This is a genomic window from Mesorhizobium sp. B2-3-15, assembly GCF_006442875.1.
GTDB classification, from domain to species: Bacteria; Pseudomonadota; Alphaproteobacteria; order Rhizobiales; family Rhizobiaceae; genus Mesorhizobium; species Mesorhizobium australicum.
On the sequence record NZ_VFVO01000003.1, the window covers coordinates 244,998 to 265,797 of the forward strand.

Sequence of the window (20,800 nt, forward strand, 5' to 3'; positions counted from 1 at the left end):
CCGTCGTGATATAAAGAGTTCTTTATATCGTTATCTCTTGTCGATCAAGCGAATGGTCGCTCTCCGCGCAAGTCAATGCGCGGTCTTCACCATGTCCACCTGGGTTTCGGTAATGTCGTCGTGCAGGATGCGGTCCAGCCGGTCGGCGACCATCTGGTCGTCGCGGCGGATCTCGCGCTTCCACGGCTGGCGGCCCTTCAGCACGCCCGATTCATCGACGATCTCGGCGACATATTCCTCCTGGCGATAGGCCATCACATGGATGCCGGAGACACCGGGAATTTCCTTCACCTCGTTGATGATGTCGGTGCAGAGCTGCTTGCCTTCCTTCTTCTGGTCCTGGGCGCCTTCCAGCCGCTTGATGATAGCGTCAGGGATATGGATGCCCGGCACGTTGGAGCGGATCCATTTTGCCGTCTTGGCGGAAGCGAGAGGGCCGACGCCACACAGGATGAACACTTTCTCGGTGTGGCCGAGATCACGTGCCTTCTGCATGAAGGTCTTGAACATCGGCACGTCGAAGCAATACTGCGTCTGCACGAACTGCGCGCCGGCGGCGATCTTCTTGCCGAGATGGATCGGGCGAAAGTCGAAAGGCGGCGCGAACGGATTGACGGCAGCGCCCAGGAACAGCTGCGGCGGCGTCGTCAGCTTGCGGCCGGACAGAAACTTGCCGTTGTCTCGCATGATGCGGCAGGTCTCCAACAGCGACATGGAATCGAGGTCGAACACCGGCTTGGCGCCCGGCTGGTCGCCGGCCTGCACGCCGTCGCCGGTCAGGCACAGCATGTTGGCGACGCCCATCGCGGCGCCGCCCAGCACGTCGCCCTGGATGGCGATGCGGTTCTTGTCGCGGCAGGCGATCTGCATGATCGGGGCGTAGCCCATGCGGGTCAGAAGTGCACAGATGCCGACCGACGACATATGGCAATTGGCGCCGGACGCATCGACGGCGTTGATGGCGTCGACCCAGCCGTCGAAGATCTTCGCACGGTTGTAGACATCCTCCGGATCGGCGCTGTCGGGCGGGTTCAGTTCGGTCGTCACCGCAAACTCGCCGCGCCTGAGCACGCGCTCCAGCCGGCCGCGCGAGGTGTGGCCGGGCAGGGGATCGAGCGGCAAATGGATGCCGGCCGGATTTTCGTCGAGCTGGCGGCCGGTCACGCGGAGGCTCCGGTCTTCGCGGCAGCGGCGGCTTCACGGGCTGCCGCAGCCTGCGCGGTCACCCGCAGCCAGGCAGAGGTTTCGCGCAACGACTGGTCGACCGGCTTCTGCACGGTGAGGATCCTGTCGGAGTTGACCATGTTCTGCGAACCTTCCCAGGCCTTGACCCAGACGCAGGGCATATCGGGTTCGACCTCGCAATTGCCGTTGGCGCGCACGCCGCCGCAAGGGCCGTTGCGCAACTGCTTGGGGCAGTTCATCGGGCAAGACATGCCGGTCGAGGACAGGATGCACTGACCGCACATGCGGCAGTCGAACATGAAGCCTTTTACGCGCTTTTCGACGAACTTGATTGGAGCCTCGACGCGGCCATAGCCGATACCCTTCCACAACGGGTGCAGCAGCAAGAAGGTGTCGGCGAAGCGGGCGTAAAACCATTCGAGCAAGCGCGAATGCCTGATCGACCACAGCCGTATCGCGAAGGAGCGCTGTACGCGCCGCTGCGGCGAGACATCGGCCGGCTTGTAGTCGGACTTCGGCGCCGCCTTCTTGACCTGAGTGGCCTGCGTAATGGCCACGCCTTCCTTGCTGACGGGAGTGGTTTCAGACATTTTCTTTGCCGCCGGCCTTGACCAGAGCGACCAGCCGCTCGCGGTCATATTTCGCGTCGATCTCGTTGAAGGCCTTTTCGACCTCGGCTTCGAGATCGTCACCGACCGGAACTGGATCAGCCTTGCGCCATTCGGCCAGATAGTCGTCCGTGCCGCCGGCGCCGGTGCGCATGGCGCACATGTCGATCGCCTCGGTGAAGCGCAACGGCAGTTCGCGCTTGGCGTTCTGCCGACCCTTCTTGACGATGACCTGGGCAGGAATGTCGCGCCAGTAGACGACGATAAGATCGGCCATGAATTCTCGCTCCTCGATCCCCGAGCATTGCCGCAAGCGCAGTGGGCCCGCTTGTTATGGGACGACGCGCGCGCATTCAAAAGCGACGCATTTGGATGTCGTAAAATGAAAGGTGCGTTTATTCGTTTGCGACCCATGCCGCGACGGGGTCACTGCAGCGGTAATGGCGACGGAATTTGCGCTGTTCCGGACACTGGATGCGTTACCAAATGCCGGTTCTCAGCCCTGTCCAGACGTAGAACCAGATCGTCGGGTGGTACCACAGCTTCGACGGCAGCCCTGGATCGAACGTTGCGAGTTTTCCGGCCAGCGCGTCGCTGACCGCCTCGACGCAGATGTCGCGGGAAAACGCCGCCTGGCGCAGCGCATAGCTTGAGATGGTGTCACCTTGTTTCGGCTCGCCGCGCACCTGCTTCAGCACGCCACCAGTGTCGACGCCCGCATCGACCAGATGGACGGTGGTGCCGAAATTCTGCGGATCGCCTGACGTCAATGCCCAATAGCCGCCATTCATGCCGCGATATTTCGGGGTGATGCCGGCATGATAGTTGAGCACCGGACACGGCATTTTGGCCAGCATCTCCCTGGAAATCAGCCGGCAGCCGTTCAGCAGCACGACGCCGGGCTTGATCGTCTCGATTGCCTGCAGACATTCCGGCCCGTTGGCGGATGCCACATGGATGATGACCTGGCCTTGCCGCGGTTCCGTTTCAAGCTTCTCCTCGGCAATCAACCGGGCGGCGTGTTTGACATTAAGCCGTTTGCCGAGCCTGCTCAGCACCATAGTGCCGAGCTGGCCGATGGCAGAGATCCAGCCCTGGCGTCGGGCGCGGCCGCGCAGCAATTGCTTTTTAGATTCAGGGATTTCGAGGACGACGCTGACAGGGCCGACGCGGTCGGCGAGGTCGTTGATCAGGGCCCAGACGTGCGCGCCGCCACCGGTGACGACCACAATAGGTCGCGGATTTGGTTGCGACGCTGCCATTGATCTTTCCGTGCTCCAGGGACCGGCCGATGTGGCCGGACCTTAGGGCGGGCGGGTTAATCCTTGGTATGCCGGAAGCCTTACCAACCCATGAAGACCCCGGTCAGCGCATGAAGACCCGGTCAGCGCTTGAACTCCATGATGTCGAGCTTCGATTCATAATAGGGCGCGGGGAACTCGATGCGCCATTCCTTGGCGCTGTTTCGGAAGGCGTAACCGACCTGGTCGGTTTGCGGGCCGCTGCCATAGGGCTTTGCCCGATCGTCGTTGACGGAGCCGGAGCCAAGATAGATCGAGCGCTTGTCGCCGTCGTCGAAGAAGCGGCCCTGGGTGCGCTGAGAACCGCTGATCTTTTCCAGCCGCCAGCCGGAGCCATCATCGGTGACCCTGCATTTGAACCAGCCATAGACAACGAGCGGGCTCAGTCCGCCGACCTTGATCTTGCGGCACCGCCAGTTGCCGGTGAGATCCTTGTCGGAGAAGGCGACCAGCGGCTTGGCCAACAGCGTGTCGAGCTGCTTGAGCTCGGCGGGGTTGGCCGCCTTTGCTTCGGCGAGCGCCGCCTTGCGGGTGTCGCCATATTTGTCGAGCCGCGCCTTATCGGCAGGCGTGATCAGTTTTTGCACTTGTCCGTCGGCAAGGGCGGGCAAAGTACAGCAGAGGAGACCAAGGGCGGCGATCAATGAGCGAAGGATCATCAAAGAATTCCCTGTTTTGTCTGGAACGGCGCTGCCGCCGCCTGGCGCATAACTTACCGGGTCGCTGGCGCCTGTCATCCGTGCTTAACAGCGTCTCGGTCAAAACTCATGGTGTGACGCATGCGAATCTTGCTTACGGGATCGTCGGGTTGGCTGGGCAGCGCGCTGGCGCCACTCCTGCGTGAGCTTGGACATGACGTGACCGGCCTCGATCCCGTTCCATCGGCCGAAACGCGGATCGTCGGTTCGATTGCCGACCGTGACCTCGTCATGCGTGCCGTCGGAGAAAACCGGATAGAGGCCATTATTCACAGCGGCGCGCTGCACAAGCCCAACATAGACAGCCACGCCAACAGCGATTTCATCGCGGCCAACGTGCAAGGCACGCTAAACCTGCTCGACGCGGCGGTGGCGGCCAATGTGCAACGCTTCGTCTTCACGTCAACGACCTCGCTGATGATCTCGCAGGCGATACGCGACGGCTTCAAGGGCGGTGCGCGCAAGGCGGCGTGGCTGACGGAAGCGATGTCGCCCGAGCCGCGCAACATCTATGGCGTCACCAAGCTATCCGCCGAGCATCTCTGCCGTCTCTACCACCTCCAGCACGGCCTGCCGGTGGTGGTGCTGCGCACGGCACGTTTCTTCCCCGAGGCCGACGACATGGCGCATGCCATCGAGCAGTCGGACGCCAACACCAAGGCGAACGAACTGCTGTTTCGGCGGCTGATGGTAGAGGACGCGGCGCAGGCGCATGTCGCCGCCTTGGAGAAGGCACCGGAGCTCGGCTTCGACACCTTCATCATCTGTGCGCCGACGCCGTTCCAACCCGAAGATTGCGAGGCGTTGATCAGGGACGCGCCGTCCGTGGTGGCGCGGTATTTTCCTGAATTTCCCGCTCTCTACGCGAGGAAGGGCTGGACGATGTTTTCCTCGATCGACCGGATCTATGACGCGTCGCGGGCGAGGGACAGGCTGGGTTTTGCCTGCAGGACGAGCTTTGCCGACGTGCTGGCGGCGCTGGCAGCCGAAGACCCGGCCTGAAGCCGTCAGGCGTTCGCGGCCGCCCGCGCCAGGCCTGGCGTCAGGTCGCCAAAACCGGTGGAGCGGCGCTCATAGGCGAGGCCGAGCAGGGCGGCGGCCTTTTCCGCGACCTTGTCGAGCTCCGGATCATCGGTCTGCGCCAGATAGATCAGCTTCTCGTAATTGCCGAAATAGTCCTTGATCAGCTCCGGGTGCTTATCCAGCCCGAGCGGCTTCATGAAGAAGGCATCGAACTGGCGGCACAGGAAGTCCGTCATGTAGAAGGACATCATGTCGTCGTCGGCGACCTTCCCATAGGCGTCCATGCCTTGATAGAACGCGAAGCAATGCGGGCCGGCCATGCGTTCGACGCCATGCTTCTCCAACACGCGGTCAAGCAGGCCGCCAGTGCCGCAATCGGCATAGCCGACGAAGATATGTTCATAGCCTTCCGCCCTGGCCTTCTCGATCGCCTTTTCCATGGCCGGCGCGATGCGGTCGGGATGGAAATGAAACTCCGCCGGCAAACACGTCAATTCGAGGTGATCCAGCCCGAGCTGTTCCTTGACGGCCAACACCTCGCGCGCAATCATCCCGCAGGCGATGACGAGCAGCCTGTCTGTCTGATTCGGTTTTGTTTTTTTCGTCTTGACCAAGTCGAGCCGGCTTTTCGCTGTGGGGCTAATTTATCTGTCGAGGGAGACACCGTCCATGAAACTGCTACGCATAGCGCCGATGGCTATCCTTGCCTGCGCTCTTGCACTTACGGCCTGCGCCAACACCGTTCGGGGTGTCGGCAAGGATGTCAAATCGACGGCGAGGGCGGTCAAGGACACCGTCGCCAATTGATCGGCGGTCGTCCCTCATCTGGGGACAAAAAAGCCGCGCTGCAAGGCGCGGCTTTTTTTTCGTCGCCCTGATGCCTTGGATCAGGCCGAAGCACGCACGTTGTGCTTGCGCTTCATGAAATCCTTGGCGGTCTCGACCGCTACCGCCGCGTCGCGGCAATAAGCGTCGGCGCCGACGGCCTTGCCGAATTCCTCGTTGAGCGGCGCGCCGCCGACCAGCACGACATAGTCGTCGCGAATGCCCTTTTCCTTCATCGTGTCGATGACGACCTTCATGTAGGGCATGGTGGTGGTGAGCAGTGCCGACATGCCGATGATGTCGGGCTGGTGCTTTTCGATCGCGTCGAGATACTTCTCGACCGCGTTGTTGATGCCGAGATCGATGACGTCGAAGCCAGCACCCTCCATCATCATGCCGACGAGGTTCTTGCCGATGTCGTGGATGTCGCCCTTGACGGTGCCGATCACCATCTTGCCCTGTTTCGGCGCGCCGGTGGCGGCGAGCAGCGGACGCAGGATGAACATGCCGGCCTTCATGGCGTTGGCGGACAAAAGCACTTCCGGCACGAACAGGATGCCGTCGCGAAAATCCTCGCCGACGATACGCATGCCTTCGACCAGCGCCTCGGTAAGCACCTTGTAGGGCGCCCAGCCGCGCTCAAGGAGGATGTTGGTGCCTTCCTCGATCTCTTCCTTCAGCCCGTCATAGAGATCGTCGTGCATCTGCTGCACCAGCTCGTCGTCGGAAAGCTCGGAAAGGATGATCTCGTCGTCGGACATTTTTATCCAGCTCCTCACGGCATCGCGACTGTGTCGCAAGGCACAAAATAATGGTGTTCATACCTAACCCGCAACGGGCGGGTATCCATAGCTGATTTGCGACTTCCCGCAAAAGGAAAGCGACTGGAAAATCTATCGGTTTTCTTGTCGATTTTGCGACAGGCGTTGGCGCGGACGGGCCGTTTCGAATAGGGTGCATGGCTACGATCCGGGCAAAGCCGCGTCATGCGGCCGCAACGGTTACGGACCAGCCATAGTCAGGCGGGCCATATTCAGGGAAGAGCGATCATGAGTGAACACGCGGCAGTCGACCAGGAAGCGTCAAACGCGCGGCGTGGGCGCGGCGCCAGTGGCGGAGCGGCGGCCAGGCGTGCGGCGCGCTCAGGCGGCGGCCCCGGCACCCAGCTCACCTATATCAAGCGCAAGATCAACGTCTACGAGGTGCTGAACGAGGAAGGCCTGGCGCTGATCGAGAAGAACACCGACACGGTGCTGGAAGAGATCGGCATCATTTTTCGCGATGACGCCGAAGCACTGCAGCTCTGGAAAGAGGCCGGCGCCGACGTCAAGGGCGAGCGCGTGCATTTTCCCAAGGGGCTCTGCCGTTCGCTCTTGAAGACCGCGCCGCCCATCTACACCCAGCATGCCCGCAATTCAGAACGCTCGGTGCAGATCGGCGGCAATGCGACGGTGTTCGCGCCGGTCTATGGTCCGCCCTTCGTGCGCGATCTCGACGGCGTCAGGCGCTACGCGACGATCGAGGATTTCCAGAATTTCGTGAAGCTCGCCTATATGGCGCCGTCGATCCACCATTCGGGCGGCACGGTGTGCGAGCCGGTCGACGTGCCGGTCAACAAGCGTCATCTCGACATGGTCTACGCGCACATCAAATACTCCGACAAGCCGTTCATGGGTTCGGTGACCGCGCCGGAGCGCGCCGAGGACACGGTGGCGATGGCCAAGCTGGTGTTCGGCGACGACTTCGTCGAGAACAACACGGTGCTGACCAGCCTGATCAACGCCAACTCGCCGATGGTGTTCGACGAGACCATGCTTGGCGCCCTGAAGGTCTATTCGCGTCATAACCAGGCCTGCATCGTCACGCCGTTCATCCTGGCCGGCGCGATGAGCCCGGTGACGGTCGCCGGCACGCTAACGCAGGTCCTGGCCGAAGTGCTGGCCGGCGCCTCGTTCACGCAGCTGATCCGCGCGGGCGCGCCGGTGCTGTTCGGCACCTTCGCCTCGTCGATCTCGATGCAGTCGGGCGCGCCGACCTTCGGCACGCCGGAGCCGTCGCTGGTCTCCTATGGCGCGGCACAACTGGCCCGCCGGCTTGGCTTGCCGTTCCGTACCGGGGGCTCGCTCTGTGCTTCGAAAGTTCCGGACGCACAGGCAGCTTACGAGAGCGCCAACACGCTGAACTCGACCATTCTCGCCGGCACCAATTTCGTCCTGCATTCGGCAGGCTGGCTCGAAGGCGGGCTGGCCTCCTGCTACGAAAAATTCATGATGGATATCGACCAACTCGGCATGACCCAGAAATTCTCCGAGGGCGTCGACCTGTCGGAGAACGGCCAGGCGATGGACGCCATCCGCCAGGTCGGCCCGGGCAGCCACTATCTCGGCTGCGACCACACCCAGGCCAATTTCCAGACCGCCTTCTACCGCTCATCGATCGCCGACAACAACTCCTACGAGCAGTGGCTGGCCGAGGGCCAGAAGACCGCACCGCAGCGCGCCAACGATCTGGCGCGGCGCTGGCTGGAGGCTTACGAAGCGCCGCACCTTGATGAAGGCATCGATGAAGCCCTGAAGGATTTCATCGCCAAGAAGAAGGGGTCGATGCCCGACGCCTTCACCTGAAAGGAGCCCGAGTCAGGCGGGGCTAAAGTCGCCAACATCATCCACAAGGAAGTCTGGCGGAGCGCCTTCTCCGATCCGGACAAGAAGGGATGATTGCGTGCGCGGCATGATCGAGGAGATCACGGCCGCGCTTGGCGCCAACGGCCTCATCCTGCGTGGAGGTCTTCTTTTTCCCGATGACGAGGGTGCTCCTGATGGCGCCTCGGGCGCGCCGGCAAAGTCTGTCCTGCTGGTAGGGCAGGCGGGCGCCGCGCCTTGGCCGCATTTCCTGCGCTGGCGGGACCAGCAGCCACAGGCGATCGCCGATCCGCTCGACACCTGGTCGCGGGAGGTCATCGGCGAGGTGGCGCAAGAGTTTGGTGCCCGCGTCGTTTCGCCGTCGGACAAACCTTACCTGCCGTTCCAGCAATGGGCTGTTCGGGCGGAAGGGCTGAGGCCGTCGCCGCTCGGCATCCTCATGCATCCGCAATACGGGCTTTGGCATGCTTATCGCGGCGCGCTGCTGTTCGAGGACGAGATAACGCTTCCGGAATTTCGGGAGACGATCCATCTTTGCGACACCTGCGTCGACAAACCTTGTCTGAAATCCTGTCCGGTCGCCGCTTATTCGACGGATGGTTTCGCCTACCAGGCCTGCCTCTCGCATGTGCGGGGGGCGAATGGCGAGCCGTGCCGGGCCGGTGGTTGTCTTGACCGCAATGCCTGCCCCTATGGCGCGCAGTATCGCTATCCGCCGGAGGTCCAGGCCTTCCACATGGCTGCGTTCGCTGGTCCTTAGCGCATCACGCGATCCCGCACGAAATGTTGACCGCCGGGCTCAGGGAGCGCCTTGCCGTGGCGGCTTGCGCGGATATGTATCGCGCATCTGGCAAACGGAGCACGCAATGATGAAGCAGGACCTTCACATCAAGACCCGTGACGGTGTGGCGAAGGCAGGCCTGTTCCGCTCGGCCAAGGCTTCTTCAGCCAAGGCTGGCGTCATTCTCTACCAGGACGCCTTCGGTCCGCGCCCGGCGCTTGACCAGATGGCGGAACGGCTGGCGGGCGAGGGCTATGCGGTGCTGGTGCCCGATCTCTTCTATCGCAATGCTCCTTACGGGCCGTTCGACGCCAAGACCGCTTTTGTCGAAGAAAAGACCAAGGCGCCGCTGATGGCGCTGGTCACCGGCACGACGCAGGAAATGACCATCAGCGACAGCGCCGCCTTTGTCGACGCGCTCGCCGGCGAAGGCGTCACGGGACCGATCGGCACGGTCGGCTATTGCATGGGCGGGGCGCGGGCGCTCAACGCGGCCGCGACCTACCCCGACAGGATCAAGGCCGCGGCCAGTTTTCATGGCGGCAACCTTGCCAGCGACGCCGCCGACAGCCCGCACCGCAAGGCGGTTTCCGTCAAGGCGCGCGTCTATGTCGGCATGGCGGGCGTCGACCGGAGTTTTCCCCCGGAGCAGTCGACCAAGCTGGCCGAGGCGCTGAGGACGGCGGGAGTCGACCATCTGCTGGAGAATTATGTCGGCATGGCGCATGGCTGGTGCGTGCCCGACCACAGTGTCTACAACGAAGCTGGAGCCGAGCGTCACTGGAAACGGCTAACGGCGCTGTTTGCCGAGACACTGATCTGAGTCTCGCGCGGCTATTCCCGCCTGTTGGCTGCCCGATCCGTTCGCGGTATCAGGGCGTCTCGTTGAATGAGCGGGAGCCGCGCGGGGACGATCAACCTGATGCAATCCTATGATGTCGTGATCATCGGCGCCGGCGCCGCCGGAATGATGTGCGCCGTGGAAGCCGCCAAGCGCGGCCGTTCGGTGCTGATCCTCGATCATGCGGCGGCGCCTGGCGAAAAGATCCGCATCTCCGGCGGCGGCCGGTGCAATTTCACCAACATCCATGCGAGCCCGAAGAATTTCATATCGAGGAATCCGCATTTCTGCATCTCGGCGCTCAGCCGCTATACACAGCGCGACTTCATTGCGCTGGTCGAACGCCACGGCATTGCCTACCACGAGAAGACATTGGGGCAGCTGTTTTGCGACGGCTCCGCGCGCCAGATCATCGACATGCTGGTCTCGGAAATGCGGGGCAGGGGCGCCGAGCTGGTATTGTCGACCCGCGTCGAGGCTATCGGCAGAACCGAGGAAGGGTTTGAACTCGCCCTCTCCACCGGCTCGGTTTCATGCCAGTCCCTTGTCGTGGCCTGTGGCGGCAAGTCGATCCCCAAGATGGGCGCGACGGGCTTCGGCTACGAGCTTGCCGAACGGTTTGGCCTTGCCGTCGTCGAAACACGGCCTGCCCTGGTGCCGCTGACCTTCGACGCAAAAACGCTTGAGCGGCTTTCGCCCCTGGCCGGAAACGCGGTCGACGCCGAGATTGCCTGCGGCAAGACGCGGTTTTCCGAGGCGATGCTGTTCACGCATCGCGGCGTCAGCGGGCCGTCCATCCTGCAGATCTCCTCCTATTGGCGCGAGGGCGATGAGATCCGCATCGCCATGCTGCCGGGCACGGATGTGGCTGAGCTCGTCCGCGCCGCCAGGCGTGGCAATGGCCGGCAAGGGGTGCAGACCGTGCTGGCAAATCATTTGCCGAAACGGCTGGCACAAGCGATAGCCGAGCGAACCGGGCTGGACGGCAACCTCGCCGATCTTTCCGAGGCCCAGATCAAAGCCGTCGAGGCCGCGGTCAACGACTGGCGCATCAAGCCAGCCGGTTCGGAGGGCTACCGGACGGCCGAAGTGACGCTCGGCGGGGTAGACACCAACGGCCTCGACCAGAAGACCATGCAGGCGAAGCTGATGCCGGGCCTGTTCTTCATCGGCGAGGTCGTCGACGTCACCGGCTGGCTCGGCGGCTATAATTTCCAATGGGCGTGGTCGTCAGGCTGGGCTGCGGGCCAGGCGTGTTGACGTTCAGGTGAGGCCGGCCTGACCTCACCCGGCACGCCCTGGACGCAAACGTCCAAATTCGAGAAAAAATCTTTCCATCACCCCAAGGATTAGCCATTAGCCTTCGTCCAACAGGCAAATGATGGCGATGATGCTGGATGAGAGCGAAGCCTCCGACGCCGAACTGATCGGGCGGGCGAAGGGCGGAGACAGGGGGGCCTTTGGCAAATTGCTGGAGCGTCACTACGACTTCGTCTATCGCGCCGCCTATCGCTGGTGCGGCAGGAAGGCGGATGCCGAAGACATCGCCCAGGAAGTCTGTGTCAGGCTGGGCAAGGCGATCCGCGATTATCGCGGCGGCGGCGCGTTCACGACATGGCTCTACACCATGACGATGAACGCCGCGCGCGACACGATGCGCAAGACCCAGCGCGAGACGGTCAAGACCGAGGCCTATGGCGTCCATGCGCTGATTTCGGGCGAAGGCCCGGCCGAGGGTGAAGACCCGACCGAGGCGTTGTGGGCGGCGGTGCGGCAATTGCCGGACAAGCAGCGCGATGCCGTGATGCTTGTCCATGGCGAAGGCTTGAGCCACGCGGCCGCCGCCGAGGCGATGGCGATCTCGGAGACGACGGTTTCCTGGCACATCCATGAAGCGAAGAAACGGCTGAAGACGTTGATGCGTTCAGCCGGGGAAGTGTGACCATGGTCGACGACAACGAACTCAGAAAGCTGCGCAATGCAGCGGTACCGGCGCCGGGCGAGAGCGCGAAGGCACGCGCCTTCGAAGCTGCCCTGCGCGCCTATGATCAGGAAAATATTTCCGCCGTCACCCAAGGATCGGTTGGCGGCCTTCGTCTCACGGAGCGAGCACAAAAGCTCTGGAGCGAGATCATGCAAAAGAAACTCATTGCCACGCCGGCCCTTGCCGGGCTCGTCGCCCTGCCGATCGCTGGATACGCCACCTTCCATTTGCTGAGGGAACAGCCGTCGCCGTTCGGCGGCGACGAGAAGATCACCGAGACGCTGGCCGACAAGCCGGCGATGCAGAAGCCATTGGCAAAGCAGGCACCGGGAGATCAGGCTGTCAACGAACCGACCGTGACCACCGCGCCGGCCAAGGACAAGAAGGCCGCTGCGGATGTGGAAAGCCGCGACGCCAGCGATGCACTTGCGCCGGCCGCACCGCCGAACTCCGAATCGGATGCCGCCGGTGGCGCAGCACAACCGGGCGCGCCGGTGAGCCCGACTGTATCGTCGAGGTTTGACCTAAAGACCTACAGCGGCAAGGAGGTGGAGTATGGGACTTTGCCAACCTCCAGGCCGGCCCCCGCACCCAGTGGTGAGGTTTCACGGGAGAGTGCCGGCCTCATGCCAAACGCGCCTAATGCCGCGCGGGCCAGTCGCGTCCAGGCTGCCGAGCCCAAGCTTATGGCCCCGCAGCAGCCGGCGGCCATCCCGGCCGACCAGATCGCGCCGCAGGAGGAAAACCGCGATCGCGTCCAGGATTTCAAGACCAATCCCGTGCATGCGGCACTGCAAGACCCGGTCTCGACCTTCTCGATCGATGTCGACACCGCGTCCTATTCCTTCGTGCGCGGCTCGCTGAAGCAGGGCTACCTGCCGCAAGCCGACGCGGTCCGCGTCGAGGAGATGATCAATTACTTCCCTTATGACTGGAAGGGGCCGGAATCGGCCTCAACGCCGTTCAACTCGACCGTCAGCGTCATGCCGACGCCGTGGAACGCGCACACCAAGCTGATGCACGTCGCCATCAAGGGTTTCGACATCAAGCCGACCGAGCAGCCGAAGGCCAATCTGGTCTTCCTGATCGACGTGTCGGGCTCGATGGACGAACCGGACAAGCTGCCGCTGCTCAAGTCGGCGTTCCGGCTGCTGGTCAGCAAGCTGAAGGCCGACGACACCATCTCGATCGTCACCTATGCGGGCGATGCCGGCACCGTGCTGATGCCGACAAAGGTTGCCGAGAAGGACAAGATCCTCAATGCCATCGACAATCTGCAGCCCGGTGGCTCGACGGCAGGCGAGGCCGGCATCAAGGAAGCCTACAAGCTTGCCCAGCAGTCCTTCATCAAGGATGGCGTCAACCGAGTGATGCTTGCCACTGACGGCGACTTCAATGTCGGCCAGACCGATGATGATGACCTGAAGCGGCTGATCGAGAGCGAACGCAAGACCGGCGTGTTTCTGTCGGTGTTCGGCTTCGGCCGCGGCAATCTGAACGATGAAATGATGCAGACCATTGCCCAGAACGGCAACGGCACCGCCGCCTATATCGACACGCTGGCCGAGGCCGAGAAGGTGCTGGTCGAAGATGCCTCCTCGACGCTGTTCACCATCGCCAAGGACGTCAAGATCCAGGTCGAGTTCAACCCGGACAAGGTGTCGGAATACCGGCTGATCGGCTACGAGACCCGGGCGCTCAACCGCGAGGATTTCAACAATGACCGCGTCGATGCCGGCGATATCGGCTCGGGCCATTCGGTCACCGCGATCTACGAGATCACGCCCAAAGGCGGTGGCGGCGAGCAGATCGATCCGCTGCGCTACGGCCAGGCGACAGTCAACAATGGCGGTGTCGTCAATGCGGACGAATATGCCTTCGTCAAGATCCGCTACAAGCTGCCCAACGAGGACGTCTCAAAGCTGATCACCACGCCGGTGACCTCGGCCAACGAGGTCGCGTCCTTCGATCAGGCCAGTACCGACCAGCGTTTCTCCGTAGCCGTCGCGGCCTTCGGCCAGAAGCTGCGCGACGAGGATGCGACCGCGAAGTTCGGCTACGACAAGATCATGGAGATTGCCACTGCCGCCCGAGGAGCCGACCCGTTTGGGTACAGGTCCGAGTTCCTTTCGCTTGTGCGCCTTGCCTCGGCGCTGGGCGGCAACCGGTAGTGGCGATGACGGCCGGTTTCTTTCAGATGATGGGATCGTTCTGATAACCGGCCCACGGGCGGTGAGGCAGGCCGGCGAGGGATCTTTGCCCTTGCCGGCCTTTTTTTCGTTGCGCCATGGTCGTCCACCACCCATTCTGGCGGGAGGAAGGCAGAGAGCAATGAAGAGACGTATTATCCTGGTGCGGCACGGCGACGAACCTGCCGACGACCGTGTGTTCGCCTACCTCCAGCAAAGCGGCTACCAGCCCGTCTTGCGTCGAGCCTATGCCGGAGAGGCGCTGGAGGCGGATGAGGATGTCGCGGGCGGCGTGGTCTACGGCGGAATGTACAATGTCTACGACACGTCACTGCATCCATTCTTGGTGAACGAGTACCGATTTATCGACTTCTGCATGAGTTCCGATATCCCCTTGCTCGGCATCTGCCAAGGCGCGCAGCAGATCGCCTGGCATCGCGGTGCTCATGTCGGTCCGCCGGTGAGCGGCGTGCATGAATTTGGCTGCTATCCACTCTACCCGACAGCGGGAGCGGAGGATTTTCTGTCCGAGCCGATCCATGTCACGCAATCACACTGGCACGGCTTTGATTTGCCTGAAGGCGCCCAGCACCTTGCTTCGAGCGCCTCGTTTCCCAACCAGGCTTTTCGCATCGGTGATAAGATCTACGGATTGCAGTTCCACGCGGAAGTCACGCGTACAGGTTTTCGACGTGTACAGGACCGCCCGACCGCGAACTATGACAAGCCGGGCGCGCAGACGCGTGAAGAACAGGATCGTCTTATGAGCCTGCATGATGCAGCGCAGGCCGCCTGGTTCAACGGGTTCCTGCGTAAACTTTTTCCGCCTTTGATCTAGCTGGTCGACGACGATACTGCCGCAAGATTGGAGGGACCCGCACGGGATCGTTAAATTGCTCGGCATTTCCGGTACCGGATCGCAATTTCCTCTCGCTACACCGGTCATGTCTAAGGCTTGAGGGAGCCGGAATTGAAAATCACAACCATCGCCAACCCGACTCCGCCGGCACGTGACGCTTCGGCGAGTTTATCAGCCCCGTCAGCCGAATCCAGACGCATAAGCGACGATGTCGCGCAGGCGCGCCACACCGCCATGTCGGCGCTGACCAATGACCGCTTCCGCGCCATGCTGGAGCAGATTTCCGATCCGAGCGCATCCGGTGCGCTGGCAACAATGCGCGGCGACAACGTGGTCGATTTCAAGTCGGCGCAGTCAAGCTACGCCGACAACAGCGAATAACCGCAAAGAAATCGCCTCAGGCGCGGCTGCGCCGCCGCTCGCGGCGGGCTTCGCTGGTCTCGGCGGTGTTTGCCGTCGCCACCTTGTTGCGCATCGGGCCAATGCGCTCGACGATTTTTTCGACGGTCGGGCGATCTGCCCTGGTGTGGGCGTCGAGCGCCTTGCGCATCGCGGCCAGATGCTGGAACGAGGTGCCGCAGCAGCCACCGATGATCTTGGCTCCGCCATCCACGGCGAGCCGGACATAATCGGCCATCAGTTCCGGCGTACCGGAATAGTGGATCTCGGTGCCACGGAATTCGGGAATGCCGCAATTGCCCTTGACGATGACAGTCGCCTCCGGCTTGGCCTCGGTCATGTCGAGCAGCGAGGCCAGGATGTCGGAAGCGCCGACGCCGCAATTGGCGCCAACCCCGAGCGGCGCTTGCGACAGGCCGTCGGCGACGCCGTGGATGTCTTTCGGCAGCAGGCCCATCATGGTGCGGCCGGCGGTGTCGAACGAGCCGGTATAGGTGTAGGGCAGGCCGACGCGGATGGCGGCCTCGGCCGCCGCGCGGATCTCGTCGGGCGCCGACATCGTCTCGATCCAGGCGACTTCGGCGCCACCTTCCTTGAGACCTTCGATCTGCTCGGCAAAGGCGTCGACCGCTTCGTCATAGGTCATGGCACCAAGCGGTACCAGCAGTTCCCCTGTCGGACCGACCGAGCCGGCGACGATCACCTTGCGGCCGGCCTTGTCGGCGACAGCGCGGGCGATCTCGGCCGCGCGCTTGTTCAGCGCATGCACGCGGTCCTGCGCATGGTGCAGTTTCAGCCGGTGGCGGGTGCCGCCGAACGAGTTGGTCAGGATGATGTCGGCGCCGGCGTCGACGAAATTCTGGTGCAGGCTGGTGATGGTGTCGGGCGCGGTTTCGTTCAGCAATTCCGGCGCCTCGCCGGCCTCCAGACCCATGGCGAACAAATTGGTGCCCGTGGCGCCATCGGCCAGCAGCACACCCTTTTCAGCCAGCAGCGCATCGATCGGATTGCTCGTCGTCATCGGATTGGCTTTCGTGTCCTGGAATTCGAACATGTCTTGAAATTCGAATAAGGATATAAAGAAGTCTTTATGTCTAGTCAATGAAAATGCGGTGCTGAGCGCTCAGGCAGAGCCTGATGCGAACGACATGCCGGCTAGGTTGCGCGCGAAGGCGGCCGCTTCGTGCGGATTGATGTCGGCGGCACGGATCAGATTGTCGAAATGTTGGGTCAGGGCCTGGACCGGCTGGGTGGCGTTCAGCACCACATACATGTCGCCGACATAGATCGCCGCGCGATAGGGGCCGAAAATGGTCAGCGGGATCGAATAACGCATGCGGCCGTCATAGAGGAACAGGCGGAAGGTCGGATAGAGGTCGTCGAGCAGCGTCGCCATATGGGCAAGCTGCTGCTGGCGGTCGGCCGCCGGGAAACGGTCCCACACACCGAGGCCGCGGGCGAAGATCTCCAGCGTGTGGCGCGGCATGCAGACTTCCATGTCGGTTTCCGGCCGCCGGTTGTACTCGATGCGGTATTGCGTTTCGCTGGCCTGCGCCAGTCGGCTCCTGTTGGTGATGTTGGCTTCGTAGTCGACGAGCGCGTGGGTGCGCAGGAGATCGGGAATGCCGGCCGGCACATAGCGGATCTTGGTGCCCGCCGCTTCCGCGAACCATTTGGCGAGCAGCGTGCGGTCGAAACCGTCGGGCGCTTCCTCGATCTCCAGGCTCTCGCGGATTTCGCCGGTCACGCCCTCGTCCTGGCTAAGACCAAGCAGCCAGTCTAGCGACACTTTGAATTCGGCGGCGATGTTGAGCAAGGTTTCGGCGCGCGGCAGGCGGGTCGAGGCACCCGACATCAGTTGCGACAGCGCCGACCTGTCGATGCCGACTGCTGACGCGAAAGCCGATTGGTTGAGGTCGGAGCGTGTCAGGAGGAGCTTCAGACGCTCCCGGAAGATTGCCGACAGGTCGCGCTTGTCCATCATCTCACTCCTTGGATCGGGAGGAAAATTTTTCGCCGAAGCGGCCGAAGAAGCGCTTCAGGCGTAAACGAATCCCTAAGACTGTTTACAATGTATAACATATGCAGCCAAGAATGCGCAGACGCAACATTTTGTGCACTTTGTCGCGTTGAGTGGAATCATATCTCCTGACACAATGCTGTCAGGAACCAGTGGGGTTCCGGCGACTGAGGGACAGTGGTCGATAGCATGACTGGCAAGAGCATCCGTCGAAGCAGCAGACCGGCCATCGAATGGCCGACCGTGGTTCTCGCTTTCTTTTGCTACGGCACATGGTTGGCCGCCGGCTTCTTCCTCTGGCCGTCATATCCCATAGCTGCACTGATCGTCATGGCCGTCACGCTGGCATTGCAATCTTCTATCATGCACGAGGTGCTGCATGGTCACCCGACCCGCAACGGCCTCGTCAATGAAGCTTTCGTCTTCCTGCCGATCGGCCTTGCCTGGCCGTTCCGCCGTTTCAAGACCATTCACCTGCGCCACCACGCGGACGAGCGGCTGACCGATCCGCTCGACGATCCCGAGAGCTATTACCAGGCGCTCTGGATGCACGAAGAAATGCCGCCGCTGATGAAATTCGTGCTGAAGGTCAACAACACCATGGCCGGTCGCCTCGTCCTGGGGCCATGGCTGTCCTGCATCGGCTTCTTCATCGATGACGCCAAGCACGTGATTGCCGGAGACAAGGCGATCCGCAAGGCCTGGCTGCTGCATGCGATAGGCCTTGCCGTGGTGCTGCCGGTCGTGCAGTTCGGCTTCGGCATGCCGGTTTGGCTCTATGTGCTGGTGCCGGTCTGGCTCGGCCAGTCGCTGATCTCGATCCGCACCTATGCCGAGCACCAGTGGTCGGAGCATCCGGAAGGCCGCACGGTGATTGTCGAGCGCTCACCGCTGTCGTTCCTGTTCCTCAACAACAATCTGCACTTCGTCCATCACAAGAGCCCGACCATCGCCTGGTACCGGCTGCCGAAGCTGTTTCGTGACCGGCGTGAGGAATGGCTGCGGATGAACAATGGCTATGCCTATCCGAACTATTTCGCGCTGCTCAGATCCTATGCCTTCAAGGCCAAGGAGCCGATCGTGCATCCGGTTCTGCGGCGCGCGCCCGAGCCGGGCAGGGCGTTCAAGCCGCGCGTCAGGGCGCGCAGCATCAGTGGGCTTGGCAGCGCGCCGGTTCCCGCCGAACCGCCCAAGGAATAGTATCCGCGTGTAGAGTGGATAACGTGTCGGCCAATTCTGATTGGGCGCCGCGTTTTTGCGATCCTTTGTCCCGGCATGGTGGTTTGATATCGGCATGAGCGAATTGATTGCGGCGTTGCCGATGTATGACTGGCCGGAGGCGCGCGACGAGGTCGACGCGCAATGGGCGTCGTTGCGCGATTCATTCCGGCGAAGGGGTATCGATGCGCCGCAATCCATCGTGCGCCGCAATGGCGACCTGCCGCCAGTGCCGGGCGGCATTCGGGACGGCGAAGGTAAACTCGTCGCGCCCGATCCGGCGACGCTGCCGCCGGACGAACTCGATTTCCACAAGCTCTGGATGCATCCGGCGCTGCTGTTCGCGCAGACCTGCTGGGGGCCGATGGAACTCGGTCTGTCCCGGCATGTGCAGGTGGTCGGTCAGCCAAGCTATGACGCCTATGAAGGCGGGCAGGGCGAACTTTATTCGAGCGCGCTGGTGATGCGGTCGGGCGAGGGGCCGGAGGTTCGGTCGCCCACCGATGGCAAGGCCTTGCTGCCGCTCGATCTCATCCGGGGCAGGCGCTTCACCTTCAACAGCCTCGATTCCATGTCGGGCATCATCGCGCTGACGCGCGACCTGAAAGCGGCCGGCGAAAACCTGGACATATTTTCATCGCGCAGCGAAAGCGGCGGCCATCGCGACTCGATCGTGGCGGTCGCGGAAGGCAAAGCGGATGTTGCCGCGATCGATTGCGAAAGCTGGGCGCTGGCACGGCGTTTCGAGCCGGCGGCGCGCAAGGTCGTGATCGTCGGCTGGACGGCGCGACGCAGAGGCTTGCCGTTCATCACCGCCAGGACAACGCCGGAAAAGACCGTGCGCGCGATGCGCGAAGCGCTTGCCGGATTAGCCGAGCAGCCTCGAATCCAACGGGTAGGTTGAAAGCTTTTCGTTGCCGGTGTCGGTGATCAGGATCTGTTCCTCGATCTTGACACCCTCGCGACCGCCAAGCCGGCCGATATAGCTCTCCACACACAGCACCATGCCCGGTTCCAGCACGCCGTCGGGTGTATCGGATGTCCAGTCGCTGGCATGCGGCAAGGTCGGATATTCGTCGGCCAGTCCGACGCCGTGGTAGAGCACGCCGTAGCGGGTTGGGAAGCAGTCTCCAGGCGGTACAGCCGAGCGTTCGACCAGTTCGCGAAACGAGACGCCGGGCTGCATCAAAGCGGTGTTGTACTCGATCTGGTCGGCGGCGATGCGGAACAGGTCGCGCTGTTCGTTGGTCGGCTTTGTATCGCCACAGAGCCAGGTGCGCGAGAGATCGGCGCAAAAGCCGTAGGGGCCGATCAAATCGGTATCGAAGGCGACGAGATCGCCGGCCTCTATGATCCGCGACGAGCATTCCTGGAACCACGGATTGGTGCGCGGCCCCGACGTCAGCAGCCGCGTCTCGATCCATTCGCCGCCGCGCGCGATGTTGCCGCGATGGAGTTGCGCCCACAATTCGTTTTCGGAGATACCAGGCTTGAGCGCCTGTTCCATCTCGCCCATCGCCGCCTCGCAAGCGATGATGGCGCGGCGCATGGCAAGGATTTCATCCGGCGACTTGATCAGCCGCGCGTTTTCCATCACCGCCTCGCCATTGCCGATGGAAATGCCGAGGCGGTGGAGTTCTTCAACGCCTTCCGGGTTGATGTGATCGACCGCGATGCGGTTGTTGCCGCCGCCATGCTCCCTGATCAAATCGGCGATACCGGCGGCCCAACGGCGGACTTTCTGCTCGGTCAGCTCGCCGCCATAAAGATACATCCACGACACGGCCGGCCGAACTTCGTCGACGATGCCGGAATGATCGGACAGGTGCTCGCAGGAAAAGTAGTCGAACAGCACCACCGGACCCTCGGTGGCGACGAAGCAATGCCGCGTCGGATTGTGCGCGACCCAGAGCTGCATGTTGGTCGAGTCGGTCGCATAGCGGATGTTGACGGGATCATAGAGCAAGGCGCCGGCGTAGCCGCGGCGCTTCAGCTCGGCGCGGATGCGCTCGAGCCGGTATTTTCGCATTGTCGGCAGGTCGGGCGCGCTAACACCCGCCGCCGCCCATTCCGCTTCGGCTTGCGCGCCATAGCCCAGCACATGCTGGTTGAGCGAAGCCGCCTTCTCGCGGGAGGCGTCGCGCAGCGCCTCGATCGAGCCTGATACAAACGGCATGATCTTGCGGTGTCGGCCGAAGCTTCCCTTTGGCGCCCCGCTGTCCATCCC

General features: G+C 62.5%; 22 protein-coding genes. 12 read left to right on the plus strand and 10 right to left on the minus strand.

Features of this window, described 5'->3' with window-relative positions; all coding sequences use genetic code 11:
* Nucleotides 1–72: 72 nt before the first annotated feature.
* From FJ954_RS08350 to FJ954_RS08370, 5 genes are all read right to left on the minus strand, one after another.
* Nucleotides 73–1,164: a methylenetetrahydrofolate reductase gene (locus FJ954_RS08350; RefSeq protein ID WP_015317421.1), complete on the minus strand. Its 1,092-nt coding sequence runs from the start codon at nucleotides 1,162–1,164 to the stop codon at nucleotides 73–75.
* Nucleotides 1,161–1,775 carry a methylenetetrahydrofolate reductase C-terminal domain-containing protein gene (locus tag FJ954_RS08355; protein WP_015317422.1) on the minus strand — a complete coding sequence of 205 codons (615 nt, stop codon included), beginning with the start codon at nucleotides 1,773–1,775 and terminating at the stop codon, nucleotides 1,161–1,163. The genes FJ954_RS08350 and FJ954_RS08355 overlap by 4 nt, the downstream gene beginning before the upstream one ends.
* Complete coding sequence (locus FJ954_RS08360; RefSeq protein WP_015317423.1) at nucleotides 1,768–2,070, minus strand: virulence factor; 303 nt, start codon at nucleotides 2,068–2,070, stop codon at nucleotides 1,768–1,770. The genes FJ954_RS08355 and FJ954_RS08360 overlap by 8 nt, the downstream gene beginning before the upstream one ends.
* A gap of 202 nt (nucleotides 2,071–2,272) precedes the next feature.
* Entirely contained in the window at nucleotides 2,273–3,055 is a 783-nt protein-coding gene (locus tag FJ954_RS08365; RefSeq protein WP_140661051.1) for a formyl transferase, read from the minus strand.
* 122 nt (nucleotides 3,056–3,177) lie between these two features.
* Nucleotides 3,178–3,753 carry a DUF4893 domain-containing protein gene (locus FJ954_RS08370; protein ID WP_140661052.1) on the minus strand — a complete coding sequence of 192 codons (576 nt, stop codon included), beginning with the start codon at nucleotides 3,751–3,753 and terminating at the stop codon, nucleotides 3,178–3,180.
* 120 nt (nucleotides 3,754–3,873) lie between these two features.
* On the opposite strand from FJ954_RS08370, the gene FJ954_RS08375 reads away from it, so the two are divergent.
* The gene (locus FJ954_RS08375; RefSeq protein WP_140661053.1) at nucleotides 3,874–4,794 is read left to right on the plus strand and encodes an NAD(P)-dependent oxidoreductase; all 921 of its coding nucleotides are present in this window, start codon (nucleotides 3,874–3,876) and stop codon (nucleotides 4,792–4,794) included.
* Between the two features lie 5 nt (nucleotides 4,795–4,799).
* Here FJ954_RS08375 and FJ954_RS08380 read toward each other — a convergent pair whose 3' ends face one another.
* Nucleotides 4,800–5,429, minus strand: a complete 630-nt coding sequence (locus FJ954_RS08380; RefSeq protein ID WP_140661054.1) for a DUF1638 domain-containing protein — start codon at nucleotides 5,427–5,429, stop codon at nucleotides 4,800–4,802.
* A 55-nt stretch (nucleotides 5,430–5,484) separates the two neighbouring features.
* Between FJ954_RS08380 and FJ954_RS08385 the strand changes: the two genes are divergently transcribed.
* The gene (locus tag FJ954_RS08385; RefSeq protein ID WP_015317428.1) at nucleotides 5,485–5,622 is read left to right on the plus strand and encodes an entericidin A/B family lipoprotein; all 138 of its coding nucleotides are present in this window, start codon (nucleotides 5,485–5,487) and stop codon (nucleotides 5,620–5,622) included.
* Nucleotides 5,623–5,702: 80 nt separating this feature from the next.
* Here the strand turns inward: FJ954_RS08385 and FJ954_RS08390 are convergent, their stop codons facing one another.
* Nucleotides 5,703–6,401, minus strand: coding sequence for a B12-binding domain-containing protein (locus tag FJ954_RS08390; protein ID WP_015317429.1), 699 nt, complete (start codon nucleotides 6,399–6,401; stop codon nucleotides 5,703–5,705).
* Nucleotides 6,402–6,689: 288 nt separating this feature from the next.
* On the opposite strand from FJ954_RS08390, the gene FJ954_RS08395 reads away from it, so the two are divergent.
* From FJ954_RS08395 to FJ954_RS31500, 8 genes are all read left to right on the plus strand, one after another.
* Nucleotides 6,690–8,264 (plus strand): trimethylamine methyltransferase family protein, encoded by a 1,575-nt coding sequence (locus FJ954_RS08395; protein WP_140661055.1) that lies wholly within the window; start codon nucleotides 6,690–6,692, stop codon nucleotides 8,262–8,264.
* A gap of 97 nt (nucleotides 8,265–8,361) precedes the next feature.
* Nucleotides 8,362–9,042 (plus strand): 4Fe-4S dicluster domain-containing protein, encoded by a 681-nt coding sequence (locus tag FJ954_RS08400; protein WP_181177775.1) that lies wholly within the window; start codon nucleotides 8,362–8,364, stop codon nucleotides 9,040–9,042.
* 106 nt (nucleotides 9,043–9,148) lie between these two features.
* The gene (locus FJ954_RS08405; protein ID WP_140661056.1) at nucleotides 9,149–9,886 is read left to right on the plus strand and encodes a dienelactone hydrolase family protein; all 738 of its coding nucleotides are present in this window, start codon (nucleotides 9,149–9,151) and stop codon (nucleotides 9,884–9,886) included.
* Nucleotides 9,887–9,985: 99 nt separating this feature from the next.
* The gene (locus FJ954_RS08410; protein ID WP_140661193.1) at nucleotides 9,986–11,164 is read left to right on the plus strand and encodes an NAD(P)/FAD-dependent oxidoreductase; all 1,179 of its coding nucleotides are present in this window, start codon (nucleotides 9,986–9,988) and stop codon (nucleotides 11,162–11,164) included.
* A 121-nt stretch (nucleotides 11,165–11,285) separates the two neighbouring features.
* On the plus strand, nucleotides 11,286–11,846 hold the full coding sequence (locus FJ954_RS08415; RefSeq protein WP_140661057.1) for an RNA polymerase sigma factor: 561 nt from the start codon (nucleotides 11,286–11,288) through the stop codon (nucleotides 11,844–11,846).
* Nucleotides 11,847–11,848: 2 nt separating this feature from the next.
* Nucleotides 11,849–14,059 (plus strand): VWA domain-containing protein, encoded by a 2,211-nt coding sequence (locus tag FJ954_RS08420; protein WP_140661058.1) that lies wholly within the window; start codon nucleotides 11,849–11,851, stop codon nucleotides 14,057–14,059.
* A 160-nt stretch (nucleotides 14,060–14,219) separates the two neighbouring features.
* The gene (locus FJ954_RS08425; protein WP_140615938.1) at nucleotides 14,220–14,915 is read left to right on the plus strand and encodes a glutamine amidotransferase; all 696 of its coding nucleotides are present in this window, start codon (nucleotides 14,220–14,222) and stop codon (nucleotides 14,913–14,915) included.
* Nucleotides 14,916–15,047: 132 nt separating this feature from the next.
* Nucleotides 15,048–15,317, plus strand: coding sequence for a hypothetical protein (locus tag FJ954_RS31500; RefSeq protein ID WP_181177776.1), 270 nt, complete (start codon nucleotides 15,048–15,050; stop codon nucleotides 15,315–15,317).
* Between the two features lie 16 nt (nucleotides 15,318–15,333).
* Here the strand turns inward: FJ954_RS31500 and bmt are convergent, their stop codons facing one another.
* Together bmt and FJ954_RS08440 are read right to left on the minus strand one after the other, a co-directional pair.
* Nucleotides 15,334–16,356 (minus strand): betaine--homocysteine S-methyltransferase, encoded by a 1,023-nt coding sequence (gene bmt, locus FJ954_RS08435; RefSeq protein WP_015317437.1) that lies wholly within the window; start codon nucleotides 16,354–16,356, stop codon nucleotides 15,334–15,336.
* Nucleotides 16,357–16,458: 102 nt separating this feature from the next.
* Nucleotides 16,459–17,316, minus strand: coding sequence for a helix-turn-helix transcriptional regulator (locus FJ954_RS08440; protein WP_140661059.1), 858 nt, complete (start codon nucleotides 17,314–17,316; stop codon nucleotides 16,459–16,461).
* A 228-nt stretch (nucleotides 17,317–17,544) separates the two neighbouring features.
* On the opposite strand from FJ954_RS08440, the gene FJ954_RS08445 reads away from it, so the two are divergent.
* The gene (locus tag FJ954_RS08445) at nucleotides 17,545–18,555 is read left to right on the plus strand and encodes a fatty acid desaturase (protein WP_181177777.1); all 1,011 of its coding nucleotides are present in this window, start codon (nucleotides 17,545–17,547) and stop codon (nucleotides 18,553–18,555) included.
* A gap of 94 nt (nucleotides 18,556–18,649) precedes the next feature.
* Complete coding sequence (locus FJ954_RS08450; protein ID WP_140661060.1) at nucleotides 18,650–19,477, plus strand: PhnD/SsuA/transferrin family substrate-binding protein; 828 nt, start codon at nucleotides 18,650–18,652, stop codon at nucleotides 19,475–19,477.
* Here the strand turns inward: FJ954_RS08450 and FJ954_RS08455 are convergent.
* Entirely contained in the window at nucleotides 19,442–20,797 is a 1,356-nt protein-coding gene (locus FJ954_RS08455) for a Xaa-Pro peptidase family protein (protein ID WP_015317441.1), read from the minus strand. The two genes, FJ954_RS08450 and FJ954_RS08455, sit on opposite strands and share 36 nt — an antisense overlap.
* Nucleotides 20,798–20,800 lie beyond the last annotated feature (3 nt).

Bases quoted from the DNA above. Each gene is read 5' to 3' on its own strand.
- FJ954_RS08355 (WP_015317422.1), bottom strand. From the start codon at position 1,775: ATGTCTGAAACCACTCCCGTCAGCAAGGAAGGCGTGGCCATTACGCAG.
- FJ954_RS08360 (WP_015317423.1), bottom strand. From the start codon at position 2,070: ATGGCCGATCTTATCGTCGTCTACTGGCGCGACATTCCTGCCCAGGTC.
- FJ954_RS08365 (WP_140661051.1), bottom strand. From the start codon at position 3,055: ATGGCAGCGTCGCAACCAAATCCGCGACCTATTGTGGTCGTCACCGGT.
- FJ954_RS08370 (WP_140661052.1), bottom strand. From the start codon at position 3,753: ATGATCCTTCGCTCATTGATCGCCGCCCTTGGTCTCCTCTGCTGTACT.
- FJ954_RS08375 (WP_140661053.1), top strand. From the start codon at position 3,874: ATGCGAATCTTGCTTACGGGATCGTCGGGTTGGCTGGGCAGCGCGCTG.
- FJ954_RS08385 (WP_015317428.1), top strand. From the start codon at position 5,485: ATGAAACTGCTACGCATAGCGCCGATGGCTATCCTTGCCTGCGCTCTT.
- FJ954_RS08390 (WP_015317429.1), bottom strand. From the start codon at position 6,401: ATGTCCGACGACGAGATCATCCTTTCCGAGCTTTCCGACGACGAGCTG.
- FJ954_RS08395 (WP_140661055.1), top strand. From the start codon at position 6,690: ATGAGTGAACACGCGGCAGTCGACCAGGAAGCGTCAAACGCGCGGCGT.
- FJ954_RS08405 (WP_140661056.1), top strand. From the start codon at position 9,149: ATGATGAAGCAGGACCTTCACATCAAGACCCGTGACGGTGTGGCGAAG.
- FJ954_RS08410 (WP_140661193.1), top strand. From the start codon at position 9,986: ATGCAATCCTATGATGTCGTGATCATCGGCGCCGGCGCCGCCGGAATG.
- FJ954_RS08415 (WP_140661057.1), top strand. From the start codon at position 11,286: ATGGCGATGATGCTGGATGAGAGCGAAGCCTCCGACGCCGAACTGATC.
- FJ954_RS08420 (WP_140661058.1), top strand. From the start codon at position 11,849: ATGGTCGACGACAACGAACTCAGAAAGCTGCGCAATGCAGCGGTACCG.
- FJ954_RS08425 (WP_140615938.1), top strand. From the start codon at position 14,220: ATGAAGAGACGTATTATCCTGGTGCGGCACGGCGACGAACCTGCCGAC.
- bmt (WP_015317437.1), bottom strand. From the start codon at position 16,356: ATGACGACGAGCAATCCGATCGATGCGCTGCTGGCTGAAAAGGGTGTG.
- FJ954_RS08440 (WP_140661059.1), bottom strand. From the start codon at position 17,316: ATGGACAAGCGCGACCTGTCGGCAATCTTCCGGGAGCGTCTGAAGCTC.
- FJ954_RS08445 (WP_181177777.1), top strand. From the start codon at position 17,545: ATGACTGGCAAGAGCATCCGTCGAAGCAGCAGACCGGCCATCGAATGG.
- FJ954_RS08450 (WP_140661060.1), top strand. From the start codon at position 18,650: ATGAGCGAATTGATTGCGGCGTTGCCGATGTATGACTGGCCGGAGGCG.
- FJ954_RS08455 (WP_015317441.1), bottom strand. From the start codon at position 20,797: ATGGACAGCGGGGCGCCAAAGGGAAGCTTCGGCCGACACCGCAAGATC.